Annotated in this window: 23 protein-coding genes and 1 riboswitch; of the genes, 9 read left to right on the top strand and 14 right to left on the bottom strand. The window is 53.8% G+C overall.

Annotation, left to right across the window (positions count from 1 at the left end):
* Positions 1–9 precede the first annotated feature (9 nt).
* The 5 genes from ruvA to ABYK60_RS10855 all read right to left on the bottom strand — a co-directional run bounded on the left by ruvA (position 10) and on the right by ABYK60_RS10855 (position 6,694).
* Positions 10–627, bottom strand: coding sequence for a Holliday junction branch migration protein RuvA (gene ruvA, locus ABYK60_RS10875; protein ID WP_372872047.1), 618 nt, complete (start codon positions 625–627; stop codon positions 10–12).
* Positions 624–1,145 (bottom strand): crossover junction endodeoxyribonuclease RuvC, encoded by a 522-nt coding sequence (ruvC, locus tag ABYK60_RS10870; protein WP_372872046.1) that lies wholly within the window; start codon positions 1,143–1,145, stop codon positions 624–626. Before ruvC ends, ruvA begins: the two co-directional genes overlap by 4 nt.
* A gap of 3 nt (positions 1,146–1,148) precedes the next feature.
* Positions 1,149–1,895: a YebC/PmpR family DNA-binding transcriptional regulator gene (locus ABYK60_RS10865; protein WP_372872045.1), complete on the bottom strand. Its 747-nt coding sequence runs from the start codon at positions 1,893–1,895 to the stop codon at positions 1,149–1,151.
* A 123-nt stretch (positions 1,896–2,018) separates the two neighbouring features.
* Positions 2,019–3,794 (bottom strand): aspartate--tRNA ligase, encoded by a 1,776-nt coding sequence (gene aspS / locus ABYK60_RS10860; RefSeq protein WP_372872044.1) that lies wholly within the window; start codon positions 3,792–3,794, stop codon positions 2,019–2,021.
* 188 nt (positions 3,795–3,982) lie between these two features.
* Positions 3,983–6,694: a diguanylate cyclase domain-containing protein gene (locus ABYK60_RS10855; RefSeq protein WP_372872043.1), complete on the bottom strand. Its 2,712-nt coding sequence runs from the start codon at positions 6,692–6,694 to the stop codon at positions 3,983–3,985.
* Between the two features lie 235 nt (positions 6,695–6,929).
* Here ABYK60_RS10855 and cmoA point away from each other — a divergent pair, with 235 nt between their 5' ends.
* The 8 genes from cmoA to ABYK60_RS10815 all read left to right on the top strand — a co-directional run bounded on the left by cmoA (position 6,930) and on the right by ABYK60_RS10815 (position 15,665).
* Positions 6,930–7,661 (top strand): carboxy-S-adenosyl-L-methionine synthase CmoA, encoded by a 732-nt coding sequence (cmoA, locus tag ABYK60_RS10850; protein ID WP_372872042.1) that lies wholly within the window; start codon positions 6,930–6,932, stop codon positions 7,659–7,661.
* Entirely contained in the window at positions 7,658–8,650 is a 993-nt protein-coding gene (cmoB, locus tag ABYK60_RS10845) for a tRNA 5-methoxyuridine(34)/uridine 5-oxyacetic acid(34) synthase CmoB (protein ID WP_372872041.1), read from the top strand. The genes cmoA and cmoB overlap by 4 nt, the downstream gene beginning before the upstream one ends.
* A 23-nt stretch (positions 8,651–8,673) precedes the next feature.
* Positions 8,674–9,393 (top strand): RimK/LysX family protein, encoded by a 720-nt coding sequence (locus ABYK60_RS10840; RefSeq protein WP_372872040.1) that lies wholly within the window; start codon positions 8,674–8,676, stop codon positions 9,391–9,393.
* Positions 9,394–9,420: 27 nt separating this feature from the next.
* Positions 9,421–10,923, top strand: coding sequence for a UUP1 family membrane protein (locus ABYK60_RS10835; RefSeq protein ID WP_372872039.1), 1,503 nt, complete (start codon positions 9,421–9,423; stop codon positions 10,921–10,923).
* A gap of 1 nt (position 10,924) precedes the next feature.
* Complete coding sequence (locus tag ABYK60_RS10830) at positions 10,925–11,881, top strand: alpha-L-glutamate ligase-like protein (protein WP_372872038.1); 957 nt, start codon at positions 10,925–10,927, stop codon at positions 11,879–11,881.
* The gene (locus ABYK60_RS10825) at positions 11,844–13,526 is read left to right on the top strand and encodes a M3 family metallopeptidase (RefSeq protein ID WP_372872037.1); all 1,683 of its coding nucleotides are present in this window, start codon (positions 11,844–11,846) and stop codon (positions 13,524–13,526) included. Before ABYK60_RS10830 ends, ABYK60_RS10825 begins: the two co-directional genes overlap by 38 nt.
* Complete coding sequence (locus ABYK60_RS10820; RefSeq protein ID WP_372872036.1) at positions 13,513–14,652, top strand: DUF3541 domain-containing protein; 1,140 nt, start codon at positions 13,513–13,515, stop codon at positions 14,650–14,652. Before ABYK60_RS10825 ends, ABYK60_RS10820 begins: the two co-directional genes overlap by 14 nt.
* Positions 14,653–14,762: 110 nt before the next feature.
* Positions 14,763–15,665, top strand: coding sequence for a LysR family transcriptional regulator (locus tag ABYK60_RS10815; protein WP_372872035.1), 903 nt, complete (start codon positions 14,763–14,765; stop codon positions 15,663–15,665).
* On the opposite strand, the gene ABYK60_RS10810 is transcribed toward ABYK60_RS10815, so the two are convergent.
* A complete protein-coding gene (locus tag ABYK60_RS10810; protein WP_372872034.1) occupies positions 15,651–17,102 on the bottom strand; it encodes a putative metalloprotease CJM1_0395 family protein in 1,452 nt (483 codons plus the stop codon). The genes ABYK60_RS10815 and ABYK60_RS10810 overlap by 15 nt on opposite strands.
* A 22-nt stretch (positions 17,103–17,124) precedes the next feature.
* Between ABYK60_RS10810 and ABYK60_RS10805 the strand changes: the two genes are divergently transcribed.
* Complete coding sequence (locus ABYK60_RS10805) at positions 17,125–17,382, top strand: hypothetical protein (protein ID WP_372872033.1); 258 nt, start codon at positions 17,125–17,127, stop codon at positions 17,380–17,382.
* Between the two features lie 160 nt (positions 17,383–17,542).
* Here ABYK60_RS10805 and ABYK60_RS10800 read toward each other — a convergent pair whose 3' ends face one another.
* From ABYK60_RS10800 to ABYK60_RS10765, 8 genes are all read right to left on the bottom strand, one after another.
* Complete coding sequence (locus tag ABYK60_RS10800) at positions 17,543–17,794, bottom strand: chemotaxis protein (protein WP_372872032.1); 252 nt, start codon at positions 17,792–17,794, stop codon at positions 17,543–17,545.
* Between the two features lie 102 nt (positions 17,795–17,896).
* Positions 17,897–19,027: a 2-iminoacetate synthase ThiH gene (gene thiH, locus ABYK60_RS10795; protein ID WP_372872031.1), complete on the bottom strand. Its 1,131-nt coding sequence runs from the start codon at positions 19,025–19,027 to the stop codon at positions 17,897–17,899.
* Positions 19,024–19,794 carry a thiazole synthase gene (locus tag ABYK60_RS10790; protein ID WP_372872030.1) on the bottom strand — a complete coding sequence of 257 codons (771 nt, stop codon included), beginning with the start codon at positions 19,792–19,794 and terminating at the stop codon, positions 19,024–19,026. The genes thiH and ABYK60_RS10790 overlap by 4 nt, the downstream gene beginning before the upstream one ends.
* 1 nt (position 19,795) lies before the next feature.
* Entirely contained in the window at positions 19,796–19,999 is a 204-nt protein-coding gene (thiS, locus tag ABYK60_RS10785; protein ID WP_372872029.1) for a sulfur carrier protein ThiS, read from the bottom strand.
* The gene (locus ABYK60_RS10780; RefSeq protein WP_372872028.1) at positions 19,993–20,823 is read right to left on the bottom strand and encodes a ThiF family adenylyltransferase; all 831 of its coding nucleotides are present in this window, start codon (positions 20,821–20,823) and stop codon (positions 19,993–19,995) included. Before ABYK60_RS10780 ends, thiS begins: the two co-directional genes overlap by 7 nt.
* Complete coding sequence (thiE, locus tag ABYK60_RS10775) at positions 20,813–22,366, bottom strand: thiamine phosphate synthase (RefSeq protein WP_372872027.1); 1,554 nt, start codon at positions 22,364–22,366, stop codon at positions 20,813–20,815. The genes ABYK60_RS10780 and thiE overlap by 11 nt, the downstream gene beginning before the upstream one ends.
* Entirely contained in the window at positions 22,367–24,433 is a 2,067-nt protein-coding gene (gene thiC / locus ABYK60_RS10770; RefSeq protein ID WP_372872026.1) for a phosphomethylpyrimidine synthase ThiC, read from the bottom strand.
* A gap of 153 nt (positions 24,434–24,586) precedes the next feature.
* A riboswitch (TPP riboswitch) is annotated at positions 24,587–24,685 on the bottom strand.
* Positions 24,686–24,816: 131 nt separating this feature from the next.
* The gene (locus ABYK60_RS10765; protein ID WP_372872025.1) at positions 24,817–26,106 is read right to left on the bottom strand and encodes a hypothetical protein; all 1,290 of its coding nucleotides are present in this window, start codon (positions 26,104–26,106) and stop codon (positions 24,817–24,819) included.
* Positions 26,107–26,250 lie beyond the last annotated feature (144 nt).

Genomic DNA, 26,250 nt, shown 5'->3' with positions numbered 1-26,250 from the left:
CCTTTCACCTTAGAGCATGGACTTGAGTGCAGCTTTAATAAGCTGCTCGGGATCCATGCCCTCCTGGAAGGCACTGGATACGGCTTTGCTGGCCTGCTGCGGTTTGTAACCCAGTGACAAGAGCGCGGCGATGGCATCTTCTTCCACAGTGGCGGCCACAGGCGCCGGAGTGAAGTTACTCTTGAGCACAAACTCGCGCTCGGCGCCCATGGAAGCTTCCATCAGGCTCTTGAGTTTATCGCGCATCTCAACCAGCAGACGCTCGGCGGTCTTTTTACCCACACCGGGCAGCTTTATCAGGGTGGCGATATCGTCACGCTCGAGGCAGCCAATAAATTCCTTGGCGGTCATGCCCGACAGTATGGTGAGCGCGAGCTTGGGGCCAACACCATTGGCCTTGATCAGCAAACGAAACAGTGAGCGCTCTTCCTTATGGATAAAACCATACAAAAGCTGGGCATCTTCACGGACTACAAAATGGGTATAAACAATGACCTCATTGCCCGGCAGCGGCAACTCGTAAAAGGAGGTCAGCGGCATTTGCAGCTCGTAGCCAACACCGCCCACGTCTATCAATATCTCTGGGGCGTGTTTCTCAACCAGAATGCCCTTTAAACGACCTATCATCTGTATCTTCCGTATGTTCTGACACTGGCGCGCCCTCCGAGGGCCACCAGGCTTTGATGGGTGTGATAATGACACATGGCAACCGCCAGTGCATCTGCGGCGTCGGCCTGAGGCGCCGAGGGAAGTTTCAGCAGCTGCTGCACCATATGCTGCACCTGAGCCTTTTGCGCCCGGCCTGTGCCCACGACGGCATTTTTAATCTGAGTGGCACTGTATTCGGCCACCGGCAAACCAGCCACTGTAGCGGCTACAATGGCAGCGCCCCTCGCCTGGCCAAGCTTCAGCGCTGAGTCAGCATTTTTGGCCATAAAGACCCGCTCGATGGCAAATTGGCTCGGCTGGTACTGGCGGATAATTTCCTGCAGACCATCAAATATCTGCTTAAGTCTGTCAGGCAGTTCATCCGATGAGGTGCGAATGCAGCCACTGCCAAGGTAAAGCTGATGCCTGCCCTGACACTGGATAACCCCATAACCTGTAATACGTGAGCCAGGGTCTACCCCTAATATAATGGCCATGGATTATTCCAGCGTCTCCATCACTTCATCGGGGATGTCGGCATTGTGGTAAACCTCCTGCACATCATCATGATCTTCAAGCTGATCGATAAGCCGCAGGAATTTGGGAGCGGTTTCGGCATCCAGCACGGCCCGCGTGGATGGCACCATGGTCACTTCGGCATTCACCGAGGAAAAACCCGCTGCATCGAGTGCATCTTTCACGGCACCAAAGTCCTCAGGCGTAGTGTACACATCCATGCTGCCATCATCATTGATGACCACATCATCGGCGCCGGCTTCGAGCGCAGCTTCCATCATGGCGTCTTCATCTGTGCCGGCCTCGAAACTGATCACCCCACGTTTGGTAAAGAGATAGGCCACCGAGCCATCGGTACCCAGGTTGCCACCGGACTTATTGAAGGCGTTACGCACGCCGGTCACCGCACGGTTGCGGTTGTCGGTCATGCACTCGACCATCACTGCAGTGCCGCCGGGGCCATAGCCTTCATAAATGAGAGTTTCCAGGTTGTCGCCATCAAGTTCGCCCGAGCCGCGTTTAACCGCGCGCTCCACAGTGTCACGGGTCATGTTGGCAGACAGGGCTTTATCGATGGCTGCACGCAAACGGGGGTTGGCATCGGGATCTGAACCACCCTCACGGGCGGAGACAACCAGCTCGCGAATGAGTTTGGTAAAGAGTTTGCCGCGCTTGGCGTCCTGTGCGGCTTTACGGTGCCTGATGTTGGCCCACTTGCTGTGACCTGCCATAGAAATCTCCTTGAAATGCGGATAGATGACCAGTGTCCAGACTAACGAAAAACAGCGTCCGTTGAAAATTCAGTGGCCGTAAAAACAGACCGAGGCATGCGCCCCGGTTTGTTTGTGACTCTATCAGTCTTGTTTCGGCTCTTTCGGCAGAACCGCAATGCCCAGTTCCACCAGTTGCTCGGGGTTTGCATGTCCCGGCGCGTTGGTGAGCGGACAGGCCGCCGTGGTGGTCTTGGGGAAAGCCATCACATCACGGATGGAGCTGGCACCGGTCATCAACATCACCAGACGGTCCAGGCCAAAGGCCAGACCCGCGTGTGGCGGTGTACCAAAACGCAGTGCATCCAGCAGGAAACCAAACTTTTCTTTGGCTTCTTCGTCTTCGATGCCAAGGATACGGAACACGGTAGACTGCATGTCGCCGTTGTGGATACGCACAGAACCGCCGCCCAGTTCAACACCGTTGAGCACCATGTCGTAGGCATCGGACACGGCCTTGCCAGGGTTGGCTTCAAGCTCTGCAGCAGTGACACCACGTGGTGCTGTGAATGGATGGTGAACTGCGTAGAAACGGCCATCGGCCTTCTCAAACATCGGGAAGTCGACCACCCACAGCGGGCGCCACTCGCCTTCGAGCAGTTTGAAGTCTTCGCCGGCTTTCAGACGCAGCGCGCCCATGGACTCGGCAACCACGTTGGCCTTGTCAGCACCAAAGAAGATAATATCGCCATCGGCTGCGTTGGTACGGGCAATGATTTCCTTGATGATGTCTTCATTCAGGAACTTAGCCACAGGTGACTGAATACCTTCAACGCCAGCAGCCAGGTTATTGACCTTCATCCAGGCCAGACCGCGGGCACCGTAGATACCCACAAACTTGGTGTAGTCGTCAATTTGCTTGCGTGACAGCTCAGCGCCGCCAGGGATACGCAGGGCAGCAACTCGGCCTTCTTCGTCATTGGCTGGGCCAGAGAATACGGCAAACTCAACGGCTTTAAGCAGATCGGCTACATCAACCAGTTCCAGTGGGTTACGCAGGTCAGGCTTATCTGAGCCGAAGCGGCGCATGGCTTCGTCCCAGGTCATTTTCGGGAATTCACCCAGATCCACGTTCATCAACTCGAGGAACAGGTTACGGATCATACGCTCGGTCGTTTCCATCACCTGATCTGAGGTCATGAACGAAGTTTCAATATCGATTTGAGTGAATTCAGGCTGACGGTCGGCACGCAGGTCTTCGTCGCGGAAACACTTCACGATTTGGTAGTAGCGATCGAAACCGGACATCATCAGCAGCTGTTTGAACAGCTGTGGCGACTGAGGCAGTGCGAAGAACTGACCCTTATAAGTGCGGCTTGGCACCAGATAGTCGCGGGCACCTTCCGGGGTGGCCTTGGTCAGGATTGGGGTTTCGATATCAAGGAAACCGTTGCCATCCATAAAGCGGCGAACAAAGCTGGTGACCTTGGCGCGGAAAATCAGACGCTGGGCCATTTCGGGGCGGCGCAGATCCAGATAGCGGTACTTGAGACGGGCTTCTTCGCTGTTGTTCTGGTGATTGTCCAGGCTCAGCGGCAAGGGGTCGGCGGCGTTGATGATGGTGAGCGCTTTACCCAGCACCTCAATTTCACCGGTTTTCATCTGGCTGTTTACCTGGCTGTCAGGACGTGGACGCACCACACCTTTCACCTGAACACAGAACTCGGCACGCAGGCTGCTGGCAACGTCAAACACGTCTGGCAGATCGGGGTCATATACCACCTGAACCACACCTTCACGGTCGCGAAGATCCAAAAAGATCACACCGCCCAAATCGCGGCTGCGGTTTACCCAGCCGACGAGGGTGACTTCTTGTCCGACGTGAGACTTATTAACGTCTCCACAATAATGACTGCGCATCGAGAGTTATCCTTTTTCCTGCACCTTGGCGGAAAGCTGATTGAAAATAGTGACTGGGCATTATAGTGAAAGAATGCCCTGAGCCAAAGTACTTCACTTTTGGTCGGTGAAGTATCCAGCAAGTTTTTGTTTAAGACCAGAGGGTACGGCGCCGAAATTGCCACGAATGCCCAAATTTTCTACAGTTTTTATGCGCTGCGGTAACTGTGGCCACCGGCCTGTTTGGCGAAGTACATCATCTTGTCGGCCTTTTGCATCAATCCAATGGCGGTATCACCATCGATGGGATAGGTGGCAATACCAATGCTCGCTGAAATAACAACGTTTTCCCCGTTGATATCCATGGGTCTGGAAAGCTTGGCTATCAGGTTTTCAGCTACCTGACAGACGCTGTCCATATCAGTGATTTTGTTAAGCACCACAATAAACTCATCCCCACCAAACCTTGCGACTGTATCGGACTTTCGAACTGTGTCATCAATTATTCTGGCTACGGAGACCAAAAGCTGGTCTCCCATAGAGTGCCCCAGGGAGTCATTGACCTCCTTAAAGCCATCAAGGTCGATAAACAAAACCGCAAATTTTGCTTGCTCCCGGCTATGTAGCAAAACAGCCTGCGCCAGTCTGTCATCGAGTAAAACCCGATTGGGTAATCCGGTCAGTGGATCATGGCTGGCCAAATGAGCAATACGGGCCTCGGCTTGCAATCTTGCCTTAATTTCCTGCTTGAGTCGGCGATTAACGATAGCAACCAATAATGTCACCAATGCCAGTATTGATAAGGCAATAACAACGGTTCGCAAATAACGCTGATACCGGGCCACCCCGGTATCCATTTTAAAATCCAACCAGCGGGAATGGATTTCCTGTATTTTTGCCTTATCTAGCTTGGCTATCACTCTATCCAGAAAGGGCAGTAACTCCTGGTGTCGAAGCGAGACGCCGATATGACTTTTCTGATCAGAAAAATCAGATAACAGTGACATTTTGAGATATTGATACTGACCACTGTTTAACGTACTCGCCAGGGTAACCACCTTCTCGATGAAAAGGTCTGCCTTACCCGACAACACTGCCTGCAATCCGGTTTGGCTATCGGGTACCAAGACTAATTTAATGCCCGGATGTTCCGCCATTAACCGGCTGGCAATTTGATAACCTTCAACAACTGCAAGCCGCTGACCGTCGAGCTGGTCCAGATTAAATACCGAAACCTCATCTATGGGGCTGACCAATGCCCATGCCGATGGCCAATAGGGCGAAGAATAGGATATCAGCCCTTCCCGTTCCGGCGTTTTGGCAACGCTGCCAGCCAAATCAATTTTACCTTCCTGCAGGGCAGAAATCAGATCACCCCAGGCACGGAATGGTACGGGCTCAATCTCGATTCCCAGCATGGTTTTAAACATATTGGCCACATCTGAATTAACACCGACAAAGTTGCCGTTTTCATCGGTAAACTCCATTGGTGCCCAGTCCTCCAGGTACCCCATGCGTAATGTGCCAAGCCCGGTAAGATACTCCCGCTCCGACGAGCTTAAATTTATCTGTTCGCGGGTTTTTACGAATATGTGATCACGACTGTTGAGCATCCACTTCTGTTCCAGATCAGTAAGCTCTTTAAAACTGATCATATTGAATCCGGAAACTATTCGATTGGCCAAGCCTTGATCACCATTGCGGATCAGGGCGTATATTTCCGTGTCATATTCAATAAAGTTTGCCTGATTGAACTCCGCCCAGCTTTTATTTAGCAACAGGTAATGTTGAGTCCAGGCTGCAGAAGCGACAAACCCTGTAATGTCCCCCTGATTTACCGCTCTGAGCATGTCTTCCATGCCGCTATAAAAACGGATTTGGGTTTCAGGCAATGCCGCTCTTAACTTGGCGACATAGGGAGCGGTGGGAAACACACCTATGCGCTTACCTTTCAGCGCTTCTGGTTCGTCAATTTGCTGACCGTGTAAAAAAAGCCGGCTTTTCACCGTATACATATGCCATGCCCGGTGCAACCCGGTGTTCATGTCATCACTTTCGGGATAACCAATATGTACATCAGCACGACCAGAACGCACATCCTCCAGACTGCCATTCATGTCACTGGGGATAAAATTAACGGGTACACCTGTCTTTTCAGACCAAAGCCGCCACATGTCTACATAGAGGCCATGAGGCAAACCGTCGATACCCAGGTCAACATAAGGCTCCACTCCAAGTTGCATTGCTATGGCTAATCCGCTTTTCTTACGCTGATATCCGAGCCAACGCCTCTCGGTTTTTCTCACAAAATCCGGTGACAAACGGGCAAAACCTTCATTCAATTCCCGAAGCAAAGCATGATTACCCTTAAGAACTGCCGGATGCAGGTTGGTCTGCCTTACCAGCAGTCTGGTATTCATCGGGAATTCAACAGACAATTTCTGCTGCAGTTGCTGATCACGCATGTAACCTTCCATACCGGCAAAGGCGACCAGCTCACCGCGGTCAGCGGCTTCAAGCAAGGTTTCTCGGGTCGGGAAACGCTTGAATGTCAACTCCGGCACACGGTCAAGAAGCTCATGTTCAAAAGTTGACCCTTGAACTATACCTATTTTAAAAGGACGCAATTGTTCCAGTGATGTCCGGCCTGCAAGTTGTTTATGCAGATATACATAGGTGTTTACTTCAGAAATGTTATCGGCAAAATCAAAGATGGCTTGTCGTTCCGGGTTGATAGCCATTCCAAGATGAACCTGGGCGCGTCCTTCCTGCAACTGTGTAATCGAATCGCGCCAAACACGGCTGACAAACACCACGGGGCGTCTGTTGACCCTCGACCACTCTTTCCAGAGCTCTACCAACAACCCCTGGGGCTCACCGGTCTCATCAATAAATTGAAAAGGATAGCTGTCTTCACCCATAACAAGAGTGAGAGGTTTATCATCTCCAGTTGCAACGGAGGAAAAACCTGCAAGCAGGCAGAAAAACAAACAAAGGATAAGCTTCAAACCGGTACCCAAAAGGTCAACGTAGCGTAAACAGAATGTTGTCTAGCAGCATATTAGACATAAAATTAGCCTAAATAGCCATAGTGGCCTTGCTGCGCTGAAATGCGATTCGTTAAAATACAAGGCTATATTGTGAGAACGACAGCAAATGACCAATCAACAAGACACTTTGTTCGCGCAGCCCGGTGAACACCAGGGTAATTTTCAATTCGACAACCGGGTAGCCGGTGTCTTTGGCGACATGATCCGCCGCTCCGTACCCGGCTACAGCCAGATCATCGCGACCATAGGCGACTTTGCCGGTCGTATGGTCCCCCCCAATACTCAGGTGTATGACCTTGGTTGCTCGCTTGGCGCCGCCACCTTATCGATTCGACGTCAGGTGGAAGGTCGAAACGTGTGCATCCACGCCATAGACAACAGCGAGCCCATGCTGGCCCGTTGCCGTGAAAACCTCGATGCCTATGTCAGCGACACCAGGGTCGAGTTCCATCTGGCGGACATTCGCGACGTGGCCATTGAAAACGCTTCAATGGTGGTACTTAATTTCACTCTGCAGTTTTTACCCCCTGCCGATCGCGACGCCTTAATTACCCGCATTTGGCAAGGTATGGTGCCCGGCGGCGTGCTGGTGCTGTCAGAAAAACTCAAATTCAACAACGAAGGCATTCAGCAATTGCTTGATGCCCAGCATCTGGATTTCAAGCGCGCCAATGGTTACAGCGAACTCGAAATCAGTCAAAAACGCAGTGCCATTGAAAATGTGCTCATCCCGGATACCCTTGATGATCACAAAACGCGTTTACGTCAGGCTGGCTTTACTCAGGCCGACCTCTGGTTTCAGTGTTTTAACTTTGCTTCCATGGTGGCCATCAAGTGATTAACTTTTCCAGTTTTTACCGCCAAATCGCCGACTCCAATTTACAGCATTGGCTGGAAACCCTGCCCGGGGTTCTGGGTGAGTGGCAACGAAGCCACAAACACGGCAACCTGCCCAAATGGGAAAAGGTGCTTGCCAAACTCAACTTCCCCGCCCCGGATGAACTGGATTTACTGCACAGCGTCACTATCGGCAGTGGCACGCAGCTCAGTGAAGGCCAACAGGAAAAACTTGAAAACCTGCTTCGCATTCTTTCTCCCTGGCGCAAAGGCCCCTTTCATGTGCACGGTATTCACATCGACACCGAATGGCGCAGTGACTGGAAATGGGATCGGGTATCACCGCACATCAGTCCACTGACAAACCGCACTGTACTGGATGTGGGCTGTGGCAGTGGCTATCACATGTGGCGCATGCTGGGCGAAGACGCGAAACGCGTGGTGGGTATCGATCCGTCTGCACTGTTTTTATGCCAGTTCGAAGCCATTAAGCGCCTGATTGATATTGATGCCCCAGTGCATTTGCTGCCACTTGGGATTGAAGAGCTGCCGCCGCTGGATGCCTTCGATACCGTATTTTCCATGGGGGTGCTGTACCACAGACGCTCACCTATTGACCACTTACTGCAACTTAGGGATCAACTGCGCATGGGGGGCGAGCTGGTACTCGAGACCCTGGTGGTAGATGGTGACAAGGACACAGTTCTGGTGCCCCGAGATAGATATGGCAAGATGAATAATGTATGGTTTTTGCCATCCATAGAAGCACTTAAGCTATGGCTAGAGAAGTGTGACTTCACCGATGTTCGTTGCGTCAACGTGGATGTCACCTCCCTCGCCGAGCAGCGTGCAACCACTTGGATGCAAAACGAGTCTCTGGTCGATTACCTCGACCCACAGGATGTCAGCCTGACAGTAGAAGGCTACCCCGCCCCGAAACGGGCCACCTTTATTGCGGTAAAAAACCGCAGTAGCCAGGATTTTGATTGATAACGCGAAAGGGAAGCAAGCACATGTTAAAACACACTCTGGCCATCGCCATCATCGCCCTGACCGCGGGTTGTTCCATGACGCAAACACCCCAGCCATCAAGCCCCAAGCCTGTTAATTCCGACGAGTTCAAGCAGGCCATGGCAAGCCAGCAAACTGAACTGCTGGCCGCCATCAGTGCCGTAAAAGATGACTCCCGCGCTCAGATAGCTGAGCTTGATCAAGCCATTTCCGCCCTGGATCAGGAAGTCAAAACCCTAGGGCAAAAGCAGGCCACAGCCGCGCCGAGTCAACCTCAGGTGGAATGCCCTCCCAGCGCCATTGGTGATAAATTCATGCTGGGTGAAGTGGAAAACGTCTTTGTTGACGAGTTGAAAACCAGCTTTGAAACCCGTATCGACACCGGCGCCGAAAGCTCATCCCTCGATGCTCGCAATATTTTGTTATTTGAACGTGACGGCACCCAATGGGTACGCTTCGATGTATTCACTCAGGGCGAAGACAAACCCGCCTCCACCTTCGAGGCCAAAGTGGTGCGCTTTGTGCGCATCAAACAGGACACTGAAACTGACGATCGTCGTCCGGTGATCCACGCCCATCTGAAAATCGGCAAATTCAGTGCCGAAACCGATTTGAACCTGACCGACCGCAGCCATTTGGATTATCCGCTGCTGCTTGGCCGCAAATTTATGAAAGACATTGCCGTTGTCGATGTAGGCCAACGTTTCATTCACGGCAAGTAACAGGCAAATTCACGCCAAGGAGAGCAGATGCACTCACGTAAGCCTTTTTACATTCTCGTATTTTTGCTATTTGTTGCAGGACTCGCCAGCAGCATTTACCGAGGCATTGAGCACAGGGTGCCCTTTCTCCCGGGCCAGCAGGTAGAAACCTGGGCTATCGACGCCAAGGTCAGCTTTGCGGGCCAGGGAGAAGCAGGGGAAGTATCCCTCGCCCTGCCCCAGGATCCCGCCTATGAAGTGCTGATGGAGCACACCACCTCGCCTGGCTACGGTTTGTCGATTATTGATGATGAGCTTGGACGCCGCGCCATCTGGAGTAAACGCCAGGTCAGCGGTCAGCAGGACCTCTACTATAAGGTCACCCTGGTACCCACAGGTCAGACGCGTTTGGTCGATGACGATGAGCCCGCCGCGCCCGAAGCCCCTGTGTGGGCCGCTACCGAGAAAGCTGCAGCCGAAGAAATCATTGACCAAGCTTGGGCACAGAGTGGCTCCAACCTGTCCTATGCACGGCAACTGGTGCGCCTGGTTGGCGGCGACAAGAGCCAGAATCTGGCGCTGCTGCTGACAGCCAATCGCCCGGCCAAGCTGTTCATCAATCTGCTGGCTGCCAAAGGTGTGCCAGCCCGTGAAGTGTCGGCGCTACGACTTGAAGATCAACGCCGCCGCCAACAGCTTGTCAGCTTTGTGGAAGTATACGACAAGGGCGAGTGGCACCTGTTCGATGCCAGCAATGGCAAGGAAGGTCGCCCAGAGAATTTGCTGCTGTGGGAACGCCAGGGCAAGTCTGTACTGGATGTGATTGGCGGCAGTAATTCCCAGGTCAACTTTTCGATGCTGATGGAGACCCGTCCTGCACTGTCCACCTCCATCGACATGATGGAAGTGGGTCAGGGTCTGGACTTCTCTCTGTATCAGTTACCGCTGGAAGAACAAAGCCTGTTCAAGGGCATTCTGCTTATCCCCATTGGCGTACTGATGGTAGTGTTCCTTAGGGTGATCATTGGCATAAAAACCTCAGGTACCTTTATGCCTGTATTGATAGCCCTGGCGTTTATCCAAACCACCCTGGTTACCGGTTTGGTGGGCTTTTTACTGATTGTCTCCTGTGGTTTGATGATCCGCTCTTATCTGTCGCACCTCAATTTGCTGCTGATTTCACGAATATCGGCGGTGATCATTGTGGTTATCGGCATCATCGGCATTTTCACTCTGCTGTCGTACAAGTTTGGCCTAAGTGAAGGCCTTACCATTACTTTCTTCCCGATGATCATTCTGGCCTGGACCATCGAGCGTATGTCCATCCTGTGGGAAGAAGAAGGCGCCAAGGAAGTAGTACTGCAAGGTGGCGGCAGCCTGCTGGTCGCCACACTGGCTTATCTCGCCATGAGTGCCACCTGGGTACAACACTGGGTATTTAACTTCCTGGGCATTCACCTGGTTATTCTGGCACTCGTTATGTTGATGGGTCAGTACACAGGTTATCGCCTGCTGGAGCTTAAGCGCTTCAAGCCACTGGCAGGAGAATAATATGCGTTTTGCCTGGCCATGGGAGCTTCGCCGCGCAGGCGTGCTCAATATGAATAAGCGTAATATCGACTACATAGGTCGCTATAACCCGCGCAAATACTATAAACGGGTGGATGATAAACTCACCACCAAGCAACTCGCGCTGGCTAACGACATTGCCGTACCCGACCTGATTGGGGTGGTGAAAGAGCAGCACGAAATTGCCGATATTCCTGAGATGGTGCTGGATCGCTCAGGCTTTGTAATAAAACCTGCCAAGGGCTCTGGCGGCAAAGGGATTTTGGTAATCACCAAGGTCGAAAACGGCCGTTACTACAAGCCCAGTGGCAATGAGGTCACCCCGAGTGAAATAGACCGCCATGTGTCAAACATCCTCAGTGGCTTGTTCTCCCTTGGTGGCAAGCCCGATGTGGCTATCGTAGAAGGCCTTATTCAGTTCGCCCCTGTGTTTGATGGCTTCAGCTACGAGGGTGTGCCGGATATCCGCCTGATAGTATTCAAGGGCTATCCGGTGATGGGCATGCTGCGATTGTCCACCGCCGCGTCCGATGGCAAAGCCAACCTGCACCAGGGCGCCGTAGGCGTGGGCATAGATATTGCCACCGGAAAAGGGCTTCGGGCTGTACAGTTTAACGAGCCAATTGAGTTTCATCCCGACACAGGTCGCCGCCTGATGGATATTCAGGTACCCGATTGGGATGTGCTGCTTGAAACCGCAGCCAGCGCCTATGAGATGTGCGAGCTGGGTTATCTTGGCACCGACATGGTGCTCGACAGCGAAAAAGGCCCACTGCTGCTGGAGCTGAACGCCCGTCCGGGTCTTGCCATTCAAATAGCTAACGGCAAAGGACTCCTGCCACGGCTCAAGCATGTTGAGTCACTTGGTAATCACACCCCTTCAGTGGAAGACAGGGTCGCCTATGCGAAAATCCATTTTGGCGCTGGCGCTGATTTCTAGCGCCCACGACTGTTCTGCCGTTGCCGAGCCCTTATCGCTGCTGACACATCAGTGTCAGCAGCTCTCATTCGCGAGCAACTTCGAGCAGAAATTCAAAGACAGCAGCTCCCGGGACAGCGCCACACAGGCTCGGGACTTAGACCGCCTTACGCTTGGGCTCAATAATCTTGCCGATCAGCTCAGCTATTTCCTTGCCAAGCCTCTGCCATCGTCCATTCGTGACTCATTACTGAGCTGCAAGATCAGACTGGCCGACGAAGTGTCCACCATGATAGACAGTCCGGCGTTTTCGCGCTTAAGCCAAACCTTTAGCGCAGCACCGGAGCGTGAGATTAACGCACTGGGCGATGCCATGGCCTTTATGGCAGCAACCCAATTGCCACAGGATGAAAAAGCACGGCTGCACAGCGCCGAAGCAAGCTATATGTCCCATCGGCGCCGCGACGGCTTTACCCTAAACACCAGCCCCGAATGCAGCATGGAAGGGGCAAGCACAACTGCCGACCTGACCTCTGCCCTTGATGAAGCACACCAGGTGCCTATTTCAATAGAGCGGCAGATGGCCAGCTACTTGATGCGCCAGCCCGATCCCAACTGCCGTGAGCTTGCCTGGAAAGCCTTTCAACGCCGCAATTACGCCAATGGCAGTGCAAGTCTGGCGCTTATTCAGCAAATTCGAGCCAAGCAGGCACAGGCGGCTGGTTTTAAAAGCTTTGCCCATATGCAGCTAAGTCGCAGTTTCCTGAACACCCCTGCAAGCGTAGCGCGTTTTTTAACCCTTACCCGCCCGGCACCATCACTGGCACCCTGGGACATCGGCCTTGCACTCAAGCAGGCAAACGGCAACGCTGACACACTGGACAGTGCTACCCTGTTAACTCACGTATTCAATGCCCTACGCCATTTTGGCCTGAGTGCGGAAGCCATACATGCAAAACACTGGCGCCTGTGGCTTGACGGTCGCATGCTGGGCGAGCTTATCATTGCCGATGGCGCCAAATCCCGTCTGGAAATCACCCGCCGCGCCGTTTTCACCCGTCAGTTTTCCCAGGGGATCCTGAGCTTACCCACCACTCTTAGAGGCGCGGCTGAGGCTGAGCGGGTGATTCAAATGCTAAGCGACACCATCAGCCAAATGGCCACCAGCCAACATTACTATCTGCTGAGCCGTGATAGCCTCAGCCAGGAAACTCAGCAGCTTGCAAGTCAGTGGCTGGCCAGAGTGCTGGCGGAAAAACTATCGCAGCAGTTGCCGAGGGTATCCGAGCGGGAATCACTGGCCAACGCCCATGGCCTAGCTCAGGACTATTACCACGCCTCATTGGCGCTGGCATTTTTCAGTGGTTCACCAGCCAAAGAAGACCCATTCCAAGCCCATTTTCGTGGCGAATGGCATGATGCCGAAAGCCAGTATCAAAGCAGTTCACCCCTGGTACAGGAAGGTGCCCTGCTTTACCGCCGGCTGTGGAACTACCGGCTTTCACAATACCTCAGTCAACACACTCAACTTAACGAAAACGACCTGTTCACTCTGCTTCTGGTAAACCCCGACCAGCTTTCCCTTGATGCCTTGCTGGTGCAAATCCTGGGGCATCCCCAAAGCCACGATGAACTGATAAGGAACATTGCCCATGACATTCACTAAGGCACTCATTGGCGCAGCGCTGGTAAGCACTTTGCTAAGCCCGTTTTCTTTTGCGGCCGACCAGGCCGATATCGACCGGGTTTACAACGCGATACAGCAAAACCTGGAAAATCATCTATACCAGTTACCCCCAAGGGTTCAGGGGCATTACGGTATCCGCATGTACCGTATGACCGGCGATGACAAATACGCCAACGCTGCTTTGGTCGACTTATTTGCCGTTACTGAGGCACAGAGTTATTACGCCTGCAATCTGGACAATCCCGGATTCATTGAAAAGGCATCTGAAGAAGCCATCAGCGTACTGGGTAAAGGTCCTCGCGCCAAAGCCCGTAAGAAGGCATTGGAAGACATCCCCGAGTTTTTGTTTTTTACCGACGTATTGCTGCGCTTTGGCAGCAGAATTGACGAGTTTGGCCTTAAAGGTCCGTGCCACCAGCAGATGATCACAGCACTCAAAAGCACCAATCTGAAAAAAGGCCTGACCTCAGCTGAGATGATTGAAGCCTGGGCAGCTCAGCTTGCCAATTACGTATATTGGGCAAAACAGCTGGGGGTGGGCGACTATCTTCAGGAATATAAAGATGCCTTTAATGCCGTGTATCCAGCCTCTCGTGACAAAGAACTGGGTAAGGATCAGTTTCGTAACAAAATCTATGGCATGACCCACTTCATTTTTGCCGCCAGTGGCTATTACCAAACCGAAGTAGACTCAAAAGAGTTTGCCTGGATACTGGATTACTTCGAAGCCAATATCGACAGGATCCTTATGGACGCAACCGACGATATTATCGCCGAAGTTGGTGTCAGCTTCCTGCTGGCGCAAAAGCCATCGCACCCTGTAGTAGCCAAAACCCGTGACCATATCGTCAAGGCCTTTGACGAGCAGCACAACATCATTCCTTCCCCGAAGGGAAATCCGGATCTGGCCCTTGGCGAACACAGAAACATGCTGGCCATGATGTTGCTGCGATGGCCCCAAAAGCTCACGGCGGGTCCTATGCTGGCCGAGCTCAAAGCCACCAAGAAGTATTTGCCAATGCAGGTCAGTGAAAAAGCACCTGCCGAAAATACAAAAAAGCAGCCCAAAGACCTTAAATCCAAGGCGGGTAAGTCCGCTGATTGAGGTTTAAAGTAGGCCAAGCTTCATAAAAACCGTGCCAGGGCGCGGTTTTTTATTGCAAGAAATCGAAGTAAAGGTGCAGTATCTAACTAAATCCTTTCGAATCTTTGACTATGAACAGAGCCAAATCCACCCTAGAGCAATGGCGTATTTTGCAGGCCGTGGTTGACCATGGCGGCTATGCCCAGGCTGCGGCAGCGCTGAATAAGAGCCAGTCGTCATTGAATCATGCTGTAGCCAAATTGCAGCACCAGCTGGGGGTGGAGTTATTGGAAATACGCGGCCGCAAAGCCTATCTCACCAACCGCGGTGAAGTACTGCTCAGACGCAGCCGTTACATTACTCAATCGGTGATGGAGCTTGAGCAGCTGGCATCGAATCTTGAAAAAGGTTGGGAGCCGTCAATCACCATTGCCCGCGAAATTATTTATCCGATGGATAAACTGATAGCTGCCATTAACGGCTTTTTACCCCACTGCCGTGGAACCCGGGTGACAGTGATTGATTCGGTTCTCGCAGGCACCCATGAGTTAGTGCACGACAAGAAGGTCGACATTGCCCTTTGCGGCGGCAATCCTCCGAAGGGATTTCTGTCCCAACCCCTGTGCACTGCCGATCTGGTGCTGGTATGCCACCCATCAAACCCATTAGCGGCAGATCCGAAAAACCACGACGACAAGTCGCTTGCGCAACATTTGCAAATTGTTATTCGAGATACGGCCTATAAATCAGCAACCGACATGGGCTGGCTGAAAGCCGAGCAGCGTTGGACCGTCAGCAATTTTCACGAGGCTAAAGCCATACTGAGTTCAGGCAGCGGCTTCTGCTGGTTGCCAAAAGAGATGGTGGAAAAAGAGCTTATAAACGGTGAACTTGTAAGATTGTTTTTACTTGGCAGTGAATATAGACGGATACCTATTAATCTGATTATCCCCAGTCGAGACGATCAAGGTCCCGCCGGACGGGCGCTGGAACAACTGATATTGGCACAGCACGGTATTTCAGACCGTCAATGATACGCTTTGGGAACGCCTGTCATTGTCGTTAGCGTTGCCTGGCTGTTCATTTTCAGCATTGAGGTATGCCAAAATGGCCCTTGGTGGGCCCAGCAAACTGATATCCACCGCCTTTTTGGCGCTCTGAGCCTTGTCAGTGCTGTTATCTTGAGTGCTGCCTGAACTGGCAGCGATACCGTCACCCGTAGTGGCTGATGTCGATGAAGTGTCTCCTGTCTGCTCAGCCTCATCGTCCGTAACAGAAATGGTTTGCGCCAAAGACGCCCTTACCCGCTCACCGATTTGCTCAACCACAGCATCCTGTTGGATTGCTTTTACCAATGAGCCACTTTCATCCACAGTGCTTCCACCAAGGGTTGGTGTAACAGCTTCGAAGGCAGGCACTTCATCGATGGCATTATCTGCGCCCAGCAGTGGAGCCAGTTCATCCTGGTCCGGCATGGCCGCCTGACGTTCTTCAACAAGAGATTCTTTGGCGATATTAATTGTACGCAACGCCTCAGCCGCTACCATTAAATCTGCCTGAGATGGGTTAACCGGCGCCATTGCGGCAGCGTACACCTGCTGCATCTTGTTGATAGTCGCCCGGGCATTACCGTGAACTGGAGCGATATCGATGGAAACTTCACCGCCAGTGGCGTACCGTTTGCCATCTGGGCCAACTTCATACTCAAAGCTTGGTGAACGGGCGTACTGGCCACCGACCGCTGCATGGGCGCGCTCGTGGGCATGCACCTCTTTCTGACGCGCCTCCAATTGCCTGATTTCAAGCTCCTCTCTCGCCATGGCCTGCGCTTCACGCTGAGCGTTTGCCTTAGCTCGTGCGTCATCGTCTGATCCGGGGCGGGCAGTATCACTGCTGTTAGCAGTATCTGGATCGTCAAAAACCTTGCTCAGCTGCTCTCGCCGCGCAGCCTGCTGTTGCTGTTTGGCAGCCTTCGCTTCCTGAGCCTGCTCTTGCTGATGTAACGCCTCTATTCTGGCGTCCCTCTGGGCCTGCTGACGCTCAGCAGGATCTGGATTATTCATACCCATTGGTTCTTGCGCTGCGCCCCTGGTCAGGATTTGCTGCGAAGCCCCCTGTTCGCCAGTCACCGTTTGCCCATCCAACGGATTTAATGCCTGCGCACCTGCAAGTCGAGATGATTGAGGCAATGATTGGGGCTGAGCCCCTGCAGCCAGCCCAAAGCCACCACTATTGTTGGGTGATACGCCACCAAACACGAACGGCGACATTTCGGCAGCTTCGGGCATTGGCGCGCCAACAGCTGTTGTTCCGATTGTTCCGGTAATGGCTGCCAGCGGTGGGTCAATGCTGCCAATCACTGCGCTGTCGGCAAGTGTCCTTGGTACAGGATTAGCTGCTTTGGGCGTATAACCCTGAGCTGAAATGTCTACAGAGGAACCACTACCAGGCCGGGATGATAAATTCGGCATAGCCGCTATGGACTGCGGCCCGGTGAGCAGATTAAAGGAGACAGATCCTGCTGTTTTGGATGCTGCCAGTATAGCGTTATTTACGCCTGAGCCGATCTCCATGTCATGGCTGATGCCTTCAGGCACAGTGCTACTTCTTGCTGCAGAAGGAGACGAGCCTACCATTTCAGCGTTTGCTGATAACTTGGCTACTGAGTTAGACTCTGCTGAATTTATTTCCGCTGCATTGGTGCCGGTAGAACTTACCAAAACAACTGGCGAGGTTGCAGAACTTGGCTGATGTGAATGGATAGACGGGGAAGACGACAGCACACGCGTTCCCTGCGTGGCATTTAATGCCCCGTCAGGTGCTGCGCCCTCTTCTCGCCCAGTGCGAATACTCCTGGGCTGATTAGCTGACGCTGCTTGGTGAACTGACAGCGTCGAAAAAACCATAACATTTATACTGTGATATCAATAATACTACCGACAGTTTCATCGGCAGCTTCAATTACTTTTGCAGATGCTTCAGCCTGATTCGCAGCCTCTGTCGCCTTGATTAAGGCTTCGGTCTTATCCGGGGTGTCCGACTTTAATTCAGCCGACTGCTGCGCAGGGGCAGGACGTGCCACATCGATGGTCGCCTTGGATAAGTCACTTTGGGCGCTGTTAAAGCCAGTTACACCCGACACAGATGCAGGTGGGATTTGCATGCTACCCTCCTTAAACAGATTTTGGTGATCGGGCTAATTATTGTTCAAAATGTGGGCGAATGCCAGCAAAAATGGCCGCTATGGCTCCGATTACGGACAAATTTACCACTGTGATTCCCAGTCTTTCCACACAGGATTCAGCCCTCTCGCCTTTAACAGCGTCGCTATCTCGGCCGCGCTGCGCTCATCACTGATCTCAAACTGATCCAAATGGGTATCCGGCTCAGAGTATCCTCCCGGCGATGTGGCACTGCCGGCGCTGGTTTGGGTGATCCCCAGAGCAAACAGATTGTCGCGAAAGTCCGGACGCTCCCGGGTCGAGAGGCTGATATCCAGCGCTTCATTGAACAACCGGAACGCACAGATAAGCTGCACCAGACCAAGGTCGCTGATTTCCATTTTCGGTGGCACACCGCCGGTGCATGGACGCAGCCTTGGCAGCGAAATGCTGTAACGGGTGCGCCAGTAGCGCCTTTCAAGGTAGCTCAAATGATGGCCCATAATGAGTGCGTCCAGACGCCAGTCATCAAGCCCCAGCAGCACTCCCAAGCCAATCTTGTCGACTCCGGCACGGGCAAGCCGGTCCGGAGTGTCAAGACGCCAGACAAAATCGGTCTTTTTGCCGCGGGCGTGATGCGCCGCATAGGTGTGGCGCTGATAGGTTTCCTGGTACACCATCACAGCATCAAGCCCCAGCGACACAAGCTCGCAATAGTCCAGTTCAGATAAAGGCTGTACTTCCATGGCAAGATAAGAAAACGCCGCCTTGACTCGGGGCAACACCCGGCGAAAGTATTCCATGCCGACCTTGGTTTCATGCTCTCCCGCTACCAGCAGCACAGAGTCGTACCCCATGGCGCTAATGAGGGTAATTTCGCGGTCAATCTCGGCCTCATTCAGGGTTTTGCGCTTGATTTTATTGACCATGGAAAAGCCGCAGTAGTCACACTCATTGGCGCAAAGGTTGGACAGATACAAGGGCAGATACATGCCTATATTGGCACCAAAGCGTTTACGTGTGAGGCGCACACTCGCCTGCGCCATCTGCTCGATGTAAGGCGTGGCTGCCGGCGACAAGAGTGCCAGCAATGCATCCAGCCGTCCCGCCGGGTTTTGCAGTGCCCGCTCAACATCTGTGGCCGTAGCGGAGTAAATGGCAAGCCGCAGGCTGTCTATATCCAGGTGCGCAAATACGCTGGAAAAATTATGGGCATCCGCCGCATCTGCTGTCATTGGCTTATTCCAAGAAAACCCGTCAGAGGGCTGGTTTCCACCGCATGACGACTGGTTTCACCAAGGCCTGCAAGGAAGGCCTCGCGGCCAATTTCCACGGCCTTGGCAAAAGCCTTGGCCATACGCACCGGATCGGAGCTCGACGCAATAGCAGTATTGACCAGCACAGCGTCGGCACCTAGTTCCATCGCCTCACAGGCATGGGACGGCGCGCCTATACCAGCGTCTACCACCACCGGGATGCTGGCCTGCTCGATGATGATTTTCAGAAACTCGCGGCTCACCAGCCCCTGATTGGAGCCAATCGGGCTGCCGAGGGGCATCACCGCCGCGCAGCCAATCTCTTCGAGGCGCCGACAGAGCACAGGGTCGGCATGCACGTAAGGCAGCACCTTAAAACCCTGGCTGACCAACTCTTTTGCCGCCTCATAGGTTTCCATGGGATCTGGCATCAAATACTTGGGATCCGGATGAATTTCCAGTTTCAGCCACTCGGTGCCGAGCATTTCGCGGGCAAGCCCGGCGGCAAATATCGCCTCTTTGGCATTGCGGGCCCCGGAGGTGTTCGGCAGTAGCCGCACCCCACGCGACAGCAGCGGCGCCAGAATATCATCGCTGCCTGTTTTAAAATCCACCCGCTTCATCGCGAGCGTTACCAGCTCACTGCCGCTGGCAACAATAGCCTCCTGCATCAGCTTACCCGAAGCAAACTTGCCGGTGCCGATAAACAGCCTTGAGCCAAATTCCGTTCTCGCAATTTTCAGCATGTCAGCCTCCTGCCACTGCGGAAAAAAGTTCAAGATTGTCATTATCTTGTATATGAATGTGCGCCCAGCGATGACGCGGCACCAACTCACCGTTTAGCACCAGCGCAACCTGGGTTTGCCTCACGCCCTGCGCTTCGACCAGGCTGGCGAGATCCTTTGTCGAATCAAACTGCAGCGGCTCACCATTCAATTGAATATTCAACATCCGTCGCTCTCCCCGCCACCGGCGCACACGGCGCAGTGCGGATCAGCAGGCACTCGGGCTTCATGCCAACGAAAATGCCTGAAATCAAAGCGCTGCATTCGTCCTGACGGCAGCGGCATACCCAAAATAAGTTGCTGGGTCATCTGCGCCTGCAACGCCGCAATGGCCGCCACCGCACTGCCAAGTACCCCTTGGGTAGCGCAGCGCGTTGCCGACTCGGTATCCTGTGGAAACAAGCAGTGATAGCAGCCTGAGGCTGCCAGCTCGCGGCTCGCGGCCCTCGACACTGACAATGGGTGTTCGGATACAGTGCTGCGGCCCTTGCCCTTACCATTGGCATTGGCAGACTGCAAAAACAGCAATCCCTCAAAGGCGGCGATAGCGCCGCTTATCAGGGTTTTCTGATGTCGATAGCAATGCGCAGCAAGCCGATGACGGGTGGCAAAATTGTCACTGCAATCGACAACCCAGTGAATATCGCCAAGTACATGGATGCTGCTATCGTCAAGTTTGCCAAAGGCGTGAATGGCCGCGCCGTATCTGCGCGATAATAAGCCTGCCGCGACCTGCGCCTTGTTGTGGCCGATATCGGCATCGGTAAACAAAAGCTGACGCGGCAGGTTGGAAAGCTCCACCCTGTCATCGTCAAACAGCCAAAGCTCGCCGATGCCCGCCGCCGCAAGCAGCTGCGCCACCTGACACCCCAAGCCGCCAACGCCGATAATCGCCACCCGGCTTTGCCTGAGTTTTAGCTGTCCAGCCTCACCGCATTCGGGCAGCAAAATCTGCCGCGAAAAGCGGAGGAAATCGTTATCAGACAACATCTCTTGCCTCCCAACGCTCAACGAGCATTTTGAGTGCTGCAGCGGGATTTGGCTTCTCGGTCACCGCGCGAACAACCGCGATATTTGCCACACCTGTCGCAGCCACCTGAGTAAGATTGGTCTCATCAATACCACCAATCGCCACAGTCGGGCACAGTTCTCCCAAGAGCTGGTTCAGCAGCGCCAGCACCTCCAGCCCCTGGGGAGGTGATGGCATGGTTTTGGTGGTGGTCGGGAAAATGTGCCCAAGCGCCAGATAACTTGGCCCAAGCCGCAACGCCATAAGCGCCTCAAACAACCCATGACTGGAAAGCCCCAGGGCCATCCCGGCTGACGCAATACACTCAAGGGCTGCGGTGTTCACATCTTCCTGACCCAGATGCACACCAAAGGCATCGTGTTTGATAGCCAGTTGCCAGTGATCGTTGATAAACACCCGCGCGCCATAACGCTTGCCCAGCTCGATGGCCCGAATAATGTTTGCTTCATCCTCGGCGCCTGGCAGGTCGGTTTTTATCCGCAGCTGAATAGTCGTGGCTCCGGCCTCCAGCAAGGTGTGCAACATCGGAATGTCCGCCACCACCGGATACACCCCGAGTTTTTTGGGCAGCGAAGCGAAATGGCCATCAAAGGGCACAGGACTCTCCAGCGCTTTGATACCCGGCAGCGACCTAAACCGCGTCGGAACGCCGGTGCGAGCCAATGGCCCCGGCCCATGACCAACGCCATACCCAGAGTTCAGCCCCTCAAACACATAGGCCTTGGCCAGCAGCACCGCATCGGGCAGCACCATGCCCCTCGCCAAGAAGCAGGCAATGGCACTGGCGAGGGTACAACCGCTGCCATGATTGTGACGGGTATTAACCCGCTGCGTATCGAGCAAGAAGCCCTGCTGGCGATAGAGAGGTGATATGTTGGCGATATCACCCAGCAGGAGTAAGTCCCGTGCGGTATCCCGTTGCCAAGCAACATCGCCGCCCTTGGCAAGCACACTTACTCCAAACTCATGAGCAAGCGTCTGACTCGCTACTACCCAGCTCGCCTCGTCCGTCACCGCCCGCGCCCCCAACATCGCGCTGAGGCGAGACAGTTCGGTAAAATTGGGAGTAATGAGAGTTGCCGTACGAGCAAGGGGGCGAAAGTCAAGCGCTACCGGCACCGGGGATGCCTGCAGATTGTCGCCACAGCTGGCCACCATCACAGTATCAAGGATTACAGGCACGCCAGGCAGATTATCGCCAAGCCAGTGCGCCAGAAAATCAAGCTGCGCCTGATTGGCGATAAGGCCAATTTTCACGGCGCTGGGGTACAAATCAGCCTTCAATGCCTCAAGCTGGGCCGCAAGCATGGCTGGGCTTACCGCCTCGACCGCCGTCACCGCCACCGAGTTTTGTGCCGTGATGGCGGTGATCACACTACAACCATGACAGCCAAGGTCGTGGATGGTCAGCAAATCCGCCTGCAAACCGGCGCCGCCGCCGCTGTCTGAGCCGGCGATGCTCCAGACGATAGGTTTAGACGCCATGTCGTTGATTTTGGCCATCTATACAGTTTCCTGCTCGGATGCGCGCGCCGCTTCCACATGAGCCTCGCTGTAGAGTGCGCTGCCTGTCTGTTTGAAGGTGGCCGACATCTTGTCCATACCGGCTTTGGCGTAGCTTTCTGCCTTTGAATAGCTTTCGGCCGCGCCCACTTCAAGGGTCTGTACGCTGTCAGCACCGCTGCGAGCGCCATTCTCTAAACTGGCCACATTCTCCAGACTGGCTGCATTCTCTAAACTGGCTGCATTCTCTAAACTGGCTGCATTCTCTAAACTGGCTGCATAGTCGCGCACATCCTGAGTGATTTTCATCGAGCAGAACTTGGGGCCACACATGGAGCAGAAATGAGCCACTTTGGCCGACTCCTGCGGCAGGGTTTCGTCGTGGTAAGCACGGGCAGTATCGGGATCCAGCCCGAGGTTGTACTGATCTTCCCAGCGAAACTCAAACCGCGCCTTGGAAAGCGCATTGTCACGAATTTGCGCGCCGGGATGCCCCTTGGCGACATCCGCAGCGTGGGCGGCAATCTTGTAAGCAATAAGCCCTTGTTTTACATCTTCCTTGTTTGGCAGCCCCAGGTGCTCTTTTGGCGTTACGTAGCAGAGCATGGCGCAGCCGTACCACGCAATCATGGCCGCGCCGATACCTGAGGTGAAGTGATCGTAGCCCGGGGCAATGTCGGTGGTTTGGGGGCCTAAGGTGTAAAACGGCGCTTCGGCGCAGTGCTCAAGCTGCTTGTCCATGTTCTCTTTGATGAGCTGCATGGGAATATGCCCCGGGCCTTCGATGATGGTTTGCACATCGTATTTCCAGGCGATTTTCACAAGCTCGCCAAGGGTTTCAAGCTCAGCAAACTGGGCTTCGTCATTGGCATCGGCAATGGAGCCCGGGCGCATACCATCGCCGAGCGACAGCGACACATCATAGGCGGCGCACAGCTCACAGATGTCGCGGAAATGGGTGTAGAGGAAGTTTTCCTGATGGTGACTTAAGCACCACTTGGCCATGATGGAGCCGCCACGTGACACTATGCCGGTAACCCGCTTGGCGGTCATGGGCACGTAGCGCAGCAGCACGCCCGCGTGGATGGTGAAGTAATCCACCCCCTGCTCGGCCTGCTCAATCAGGGTGTCGCGGAATACTTCCCAGTTAAGATCTTCGGCGATGCCGTTGACCTTCTCCAGCGCCTGATAAATCGGCACAGTGCCAATGGGCACCGGCGAGTTACGCACAATCCATTCGCGGGTTTCGTGGATATAGCGTCCGGTGGACAGGTCCATCACGGTATCTGCGCCCCAGCGGGTAGACCACACCAGTTTTTCGACCTCTTCCTCGATGGATGAAGTCACCGCCGAGTTGCCGATATTGGCATTCACCTTCACCAGAAAGTTGCGGCCGATAATCATCGGCTCGGCCTCGGGGTGGTTGATGTTGGCCGGAATAATCGCCCGGCCACGAGCCACTTCATTACGGACAAACTCCGGCGTGATGGGCTTGCCAACCAAAGCGCCAAAGGCCTCGCCTGGCTTTTTGCGGTTAAGCTGCTCGTCGGTGACTTCATCGCGGGCCATATTCTCACGTATGGCGATGTATTCCATCTCAGGGGTGATAATACCCTGACGGGCATAGTGCAGCTGGGTAACCCGCTTGCCGGCCTTGGCGCGGCGCGGCTTTGGCAGTACGTCAAAGCGCAGGTGATCAAGCCCCTCATCGGCGAGGCGCTGCTGGGTAAAGTTGGATGAGGCGCTGTTAAGCTCTTCGGTATCAGAACGCGCTAAAATCCAGCCTTTACGCAGTTTGGGCAGGCCGCGGCGCACATTGATATCGGCATCGGGGTCTGAATACGGGCCGGCACAGTCGTACACCTTGATAGGCGGATTGGCTTCAAAGGTTTCTTCACTGCGCACGTTCACAATACGGGTGTCGGTCTGACGGATCTGACGCATGCCCACCTGAATATCGGCGCTGGAGCCTTCAATGAAAATCTTGTCCGAATTGGGGTGGCGCAGTGGCTTTAAGTTATCGATAAAGTCCTGGGCGGCTTTACGGGTTTCGCGGCGGTTTGACATCAGCAATCTCACTTTTTGTTAAAAATGGGGTTGCTTGTCGGGGAGGAAGTTTGAGCAGTTGAGTCAGCGGCGACGATAAATTCCAAGGTGCGATGTTTATCGTCTCATACACCTCATCTTACGGAGAACCATTGGTGGTGGCGCAAGTTTGAGGTGGATTTGATGCTTGTTTCCTTCGCAGGTTCTAACCTGATCAGGTTCAACGGATCCCGAATAAACGGTCTCAGCCCTAAGGCACTCCGACAAGTGCATGCAGTATAGGCTGAGGCGATGCGCCTTGACAATAGCCGTTAAACGGAAAAGTTTTCAGTATCGCAATCAATAATAATTCCACTTAGTTACATTGACTTGCACGAAAAACAATATAATGTGATGAATAAATTTCACCGCAATTCCTGCTTACCTATTAAGGCCAGATACTTGTTTATGCCCTCTTTAAGCGCCTTTTTCACCCTGTCCTCACCACAACGAAACGGAAAACCCAGGTTCTCGGCATGGGGATTGATGGGGGTCGGCACCTTCACCACCCGGTAGCAGGTATCACCGGATTTGACGATGCGGTTGGGATCTACGTCGGAATCCAGGGTGTTGGGTTTATAGAAGTCATCGGCGCTCGGTACCAACAGCACCTCCATCTCGGGCAACAACTCCGACATACTGCGGCCCGATGCGCCAAAGTGAGCCGTTTTATCACTGGCATAACGCTCAGACAGAGCCGTGAGCGCCTGTTCATTTTGCCGCGCCATAAAGCGGCTGGCGGGAGTCGAGAAATCAAGCTGACTGTGCTCAGGTAGTGCGGGCGTCTCTATTGGCGGCAGTGATTCCCGCCGAGCCTTCTGCGCCGGTTCAACTGCAGGCTGTGCTGGGAGCGGTTCATCTTTGATAGGGTCAGGCTCTTTTGGCGCTGTAGCCAAGGCTGGCTCAACAGGCGCTTTTTGCTCGTTAGCTTGCTCACGCTCAAGCTGTTCAGGTTGGGGTTTGATTGCTGCGGGCTCCGAGGGATTCGCTTGTGGCAGCTGTTCAATTGGCTGTTTGGGCGCGCTGAACACCAAATAAGATTGCAATGCCTTGGGCTTATTGGTGCGCTCATCCAGCGCCGCGTTGAATGACCCCAGGTGCGGTGCCAGTTGCCAGGCGAGCCCCCCCAAAACGGCAAGGTGCACCAGGGTGACGGGCAGCAGCAACTTAAACGGCAGCGCCTGTCTAACGTCGACTCTGTCTCGCTTTTCAGGTGCATCCTGGCTTGCCGTGTCTTCTTGCGTTGCGGATCCCGGCCGCTCCGCGTCTACCCGTTGCGTAAAGGCCGTGAAGGCAGGAAACAGCGCTGAACCGCTTTCATGGTCAATGCGTTCAATACCAGGGTTAAGATTGTCACCGTCTCGTACTGGCAAAGCCGTCGATGTTAAGCGCAGCTGAGGCAATTCATTTGGGGTTCGGGTTGCAAACAGACTCAGCGGTGCCATTGAGCCATCATCCAGCCTGTCCTGTTGATGGCAGTGCCGATGGGCATACATAGGCTGCGGCGCAGGCGCAAAGGAGCCCTCCGACCCGTTCGATTTACCTTCTTCAGCACATGTTTTATGGCCATCGGATTGAATGCTGTGATCCTGCATATCCGGTGTTTTCAATTGGGGATAGTGGCTGGAGTCATTGCTGTTACTGCTGTTGGTCAAACGCCTTTCCTTTTCCCTGGGCTCTTGCGTGAGCTTTTCCCTGATTTTTCTGGTCTTTTGGCTGGGCTCGGTTTTACTTGGGTTTACTCGTGGTTTTATCTGAACCTGCATGCAGGTTTTCCGTGGCTTAGTTTCCTTCTCAAG

It is taken from the genome of Shewanella sp., assembly GCF_041630135.1.
In the GTDB taxonomy this organism is placed as follows: Bacteria; Pseudomonadota; Gammaproteobacteria; order Enterobacterales; family Shewanellaceae; genus Shewanella.
Note: the sequence above shows the minus strand (reverse complement) of the source record. Positions and strands in the feature narration are given on the sequence as shown.

Coding starts and splice junctions, on each gene's coding strand:
- ABYK60_RS10815 (WP_372872035.1), top strand. CDS start 14,763: ATGAACAGAGCCAAATCCACCCTAGAGCAATGGCGTATTTTGCAGGCC.
- ABYK60_RS10810 (WP_372872034.1), bottom strand. CDS start 17,102: ATGCCGAATTTATCATCCCGGCCTGGTAGTGGTTCCTCTGTAGACATT.
- ABYK60_RS10840 (WP_372872040.1), top strand. CDS start 8,674: ATGTTAAAACACACTCTGGCCATCGCCATCATCGCCCTGACCGCGGGT.
- thiH (WP_372872031.1), bottom strand. CDS start 19,027: ATGACAGCAGATGCGGCGGATGCCCATAATTTTTCCAGCGTATTTGCG.
- ABYK60_RS10825 (WP_372872037.1), top strand. CDS start 11,844: ATGCGAAAATCCATTTTGGCGCTGGCGCTGATTTCTAGCGCCCACGAC.
- ABYK60_RS10855 (WP_372872043.1), bottom strand. CDS start 6,694: ATGGGTGAAGACAGCTATCCTTTTCAATTTATTGATGAGACCGGTGAG.
- ABYK60_RS10780 (WP_372872028.1), bottom strand. CDS start 20,823: ATGTTGTCTGATAACGATTTCCTCCGCTTTTCGCGGCAGATTTTGCTG.
- ABYK60_RS10820 (WP_372872036.1), top strand. CDS start 13,513: ATGACATTCACTAAGGCACTCATTGGCGCAGCGCTGGTAAGCACTTTG.
- ruvC (WP_372872046.1), bottom strand. CDS start 1,145: ATGGCCATTATATTAGGGGTAGACCCTGGCTCACGTATTACAGGTTAT.
- thiC (WP_372872026.1), bottom strand. CDS start 24,433: ATGTCAAACCGCCGCGAAACCCGTAAAGCCGCCCAGGACTTTATCGAT.
- thiS (WP_372872029.1), bottom strand. CDS start 19,999: ATGTTGAATATTCAATTGAATGGTGAGCCGCTGCAGTTTGATTCGACA.
- thiE (WP_372872027.1), bottom strand. CDS start 22,366: ATGGCCAAAATCAACGACATGGCGTCTAAACCTATCGTCTGGAGCATC.
- ABYK60_RS10800 (WP_372872032.1), bottom strand. CDS start 17,794: ATGCAAATCCCACCTGCATCTGTGTCGGGTGTAACTGGCTTTAACAGC.
- ABYK60_RS10835 (WP_372872039.1), top strand. CDS start 9,421: ATGCACTCACGTAAGCCTTTTTACATTCTCGTATTTTTGCTATTTGTT.
- ABYK60_RS10790 (WP_372872030.1), bottom strand. CDS start 19,794: ATGCTGAAAATTGCGAGAACGGAATTTGGCTCAAGGCTGTTTATCGGC.
- aspS (WP_372872044.1), bottom strand. CDS start 3,794: ATGCGCAGTCATTATTGTGGAGACGTTAATAAGTCTCACGTCGGACAA.
- ruvA (WP_372872047.1), bottom strand. CDS start 627: ATGATAGGTCGTTTAAAGGGCATTCTGGTTGAGAAACACGCCCCAGAG.
- ABYK60_RS10865 (WP_372872045.1), bottom strand. CDS start 1,895: ATGGCAGGTCACAGCAAGTGGGCCAACATCAGGCACCGTAAAGCCGCA.
- cmoA (WP_372872042.1), top strand. CDS start 6,930: ATGACCAATCAACAAGACACTTTGTTCGCGCAGCCCGGTGAACACCAG.
- ABYK60_RS10830 (WP_372872038.1), top strand. CDS start 10,925: ATGCGTTTTGCCTGGCCATGGGAGCTTCGCCGCGCAGGCGTGCTCAAT.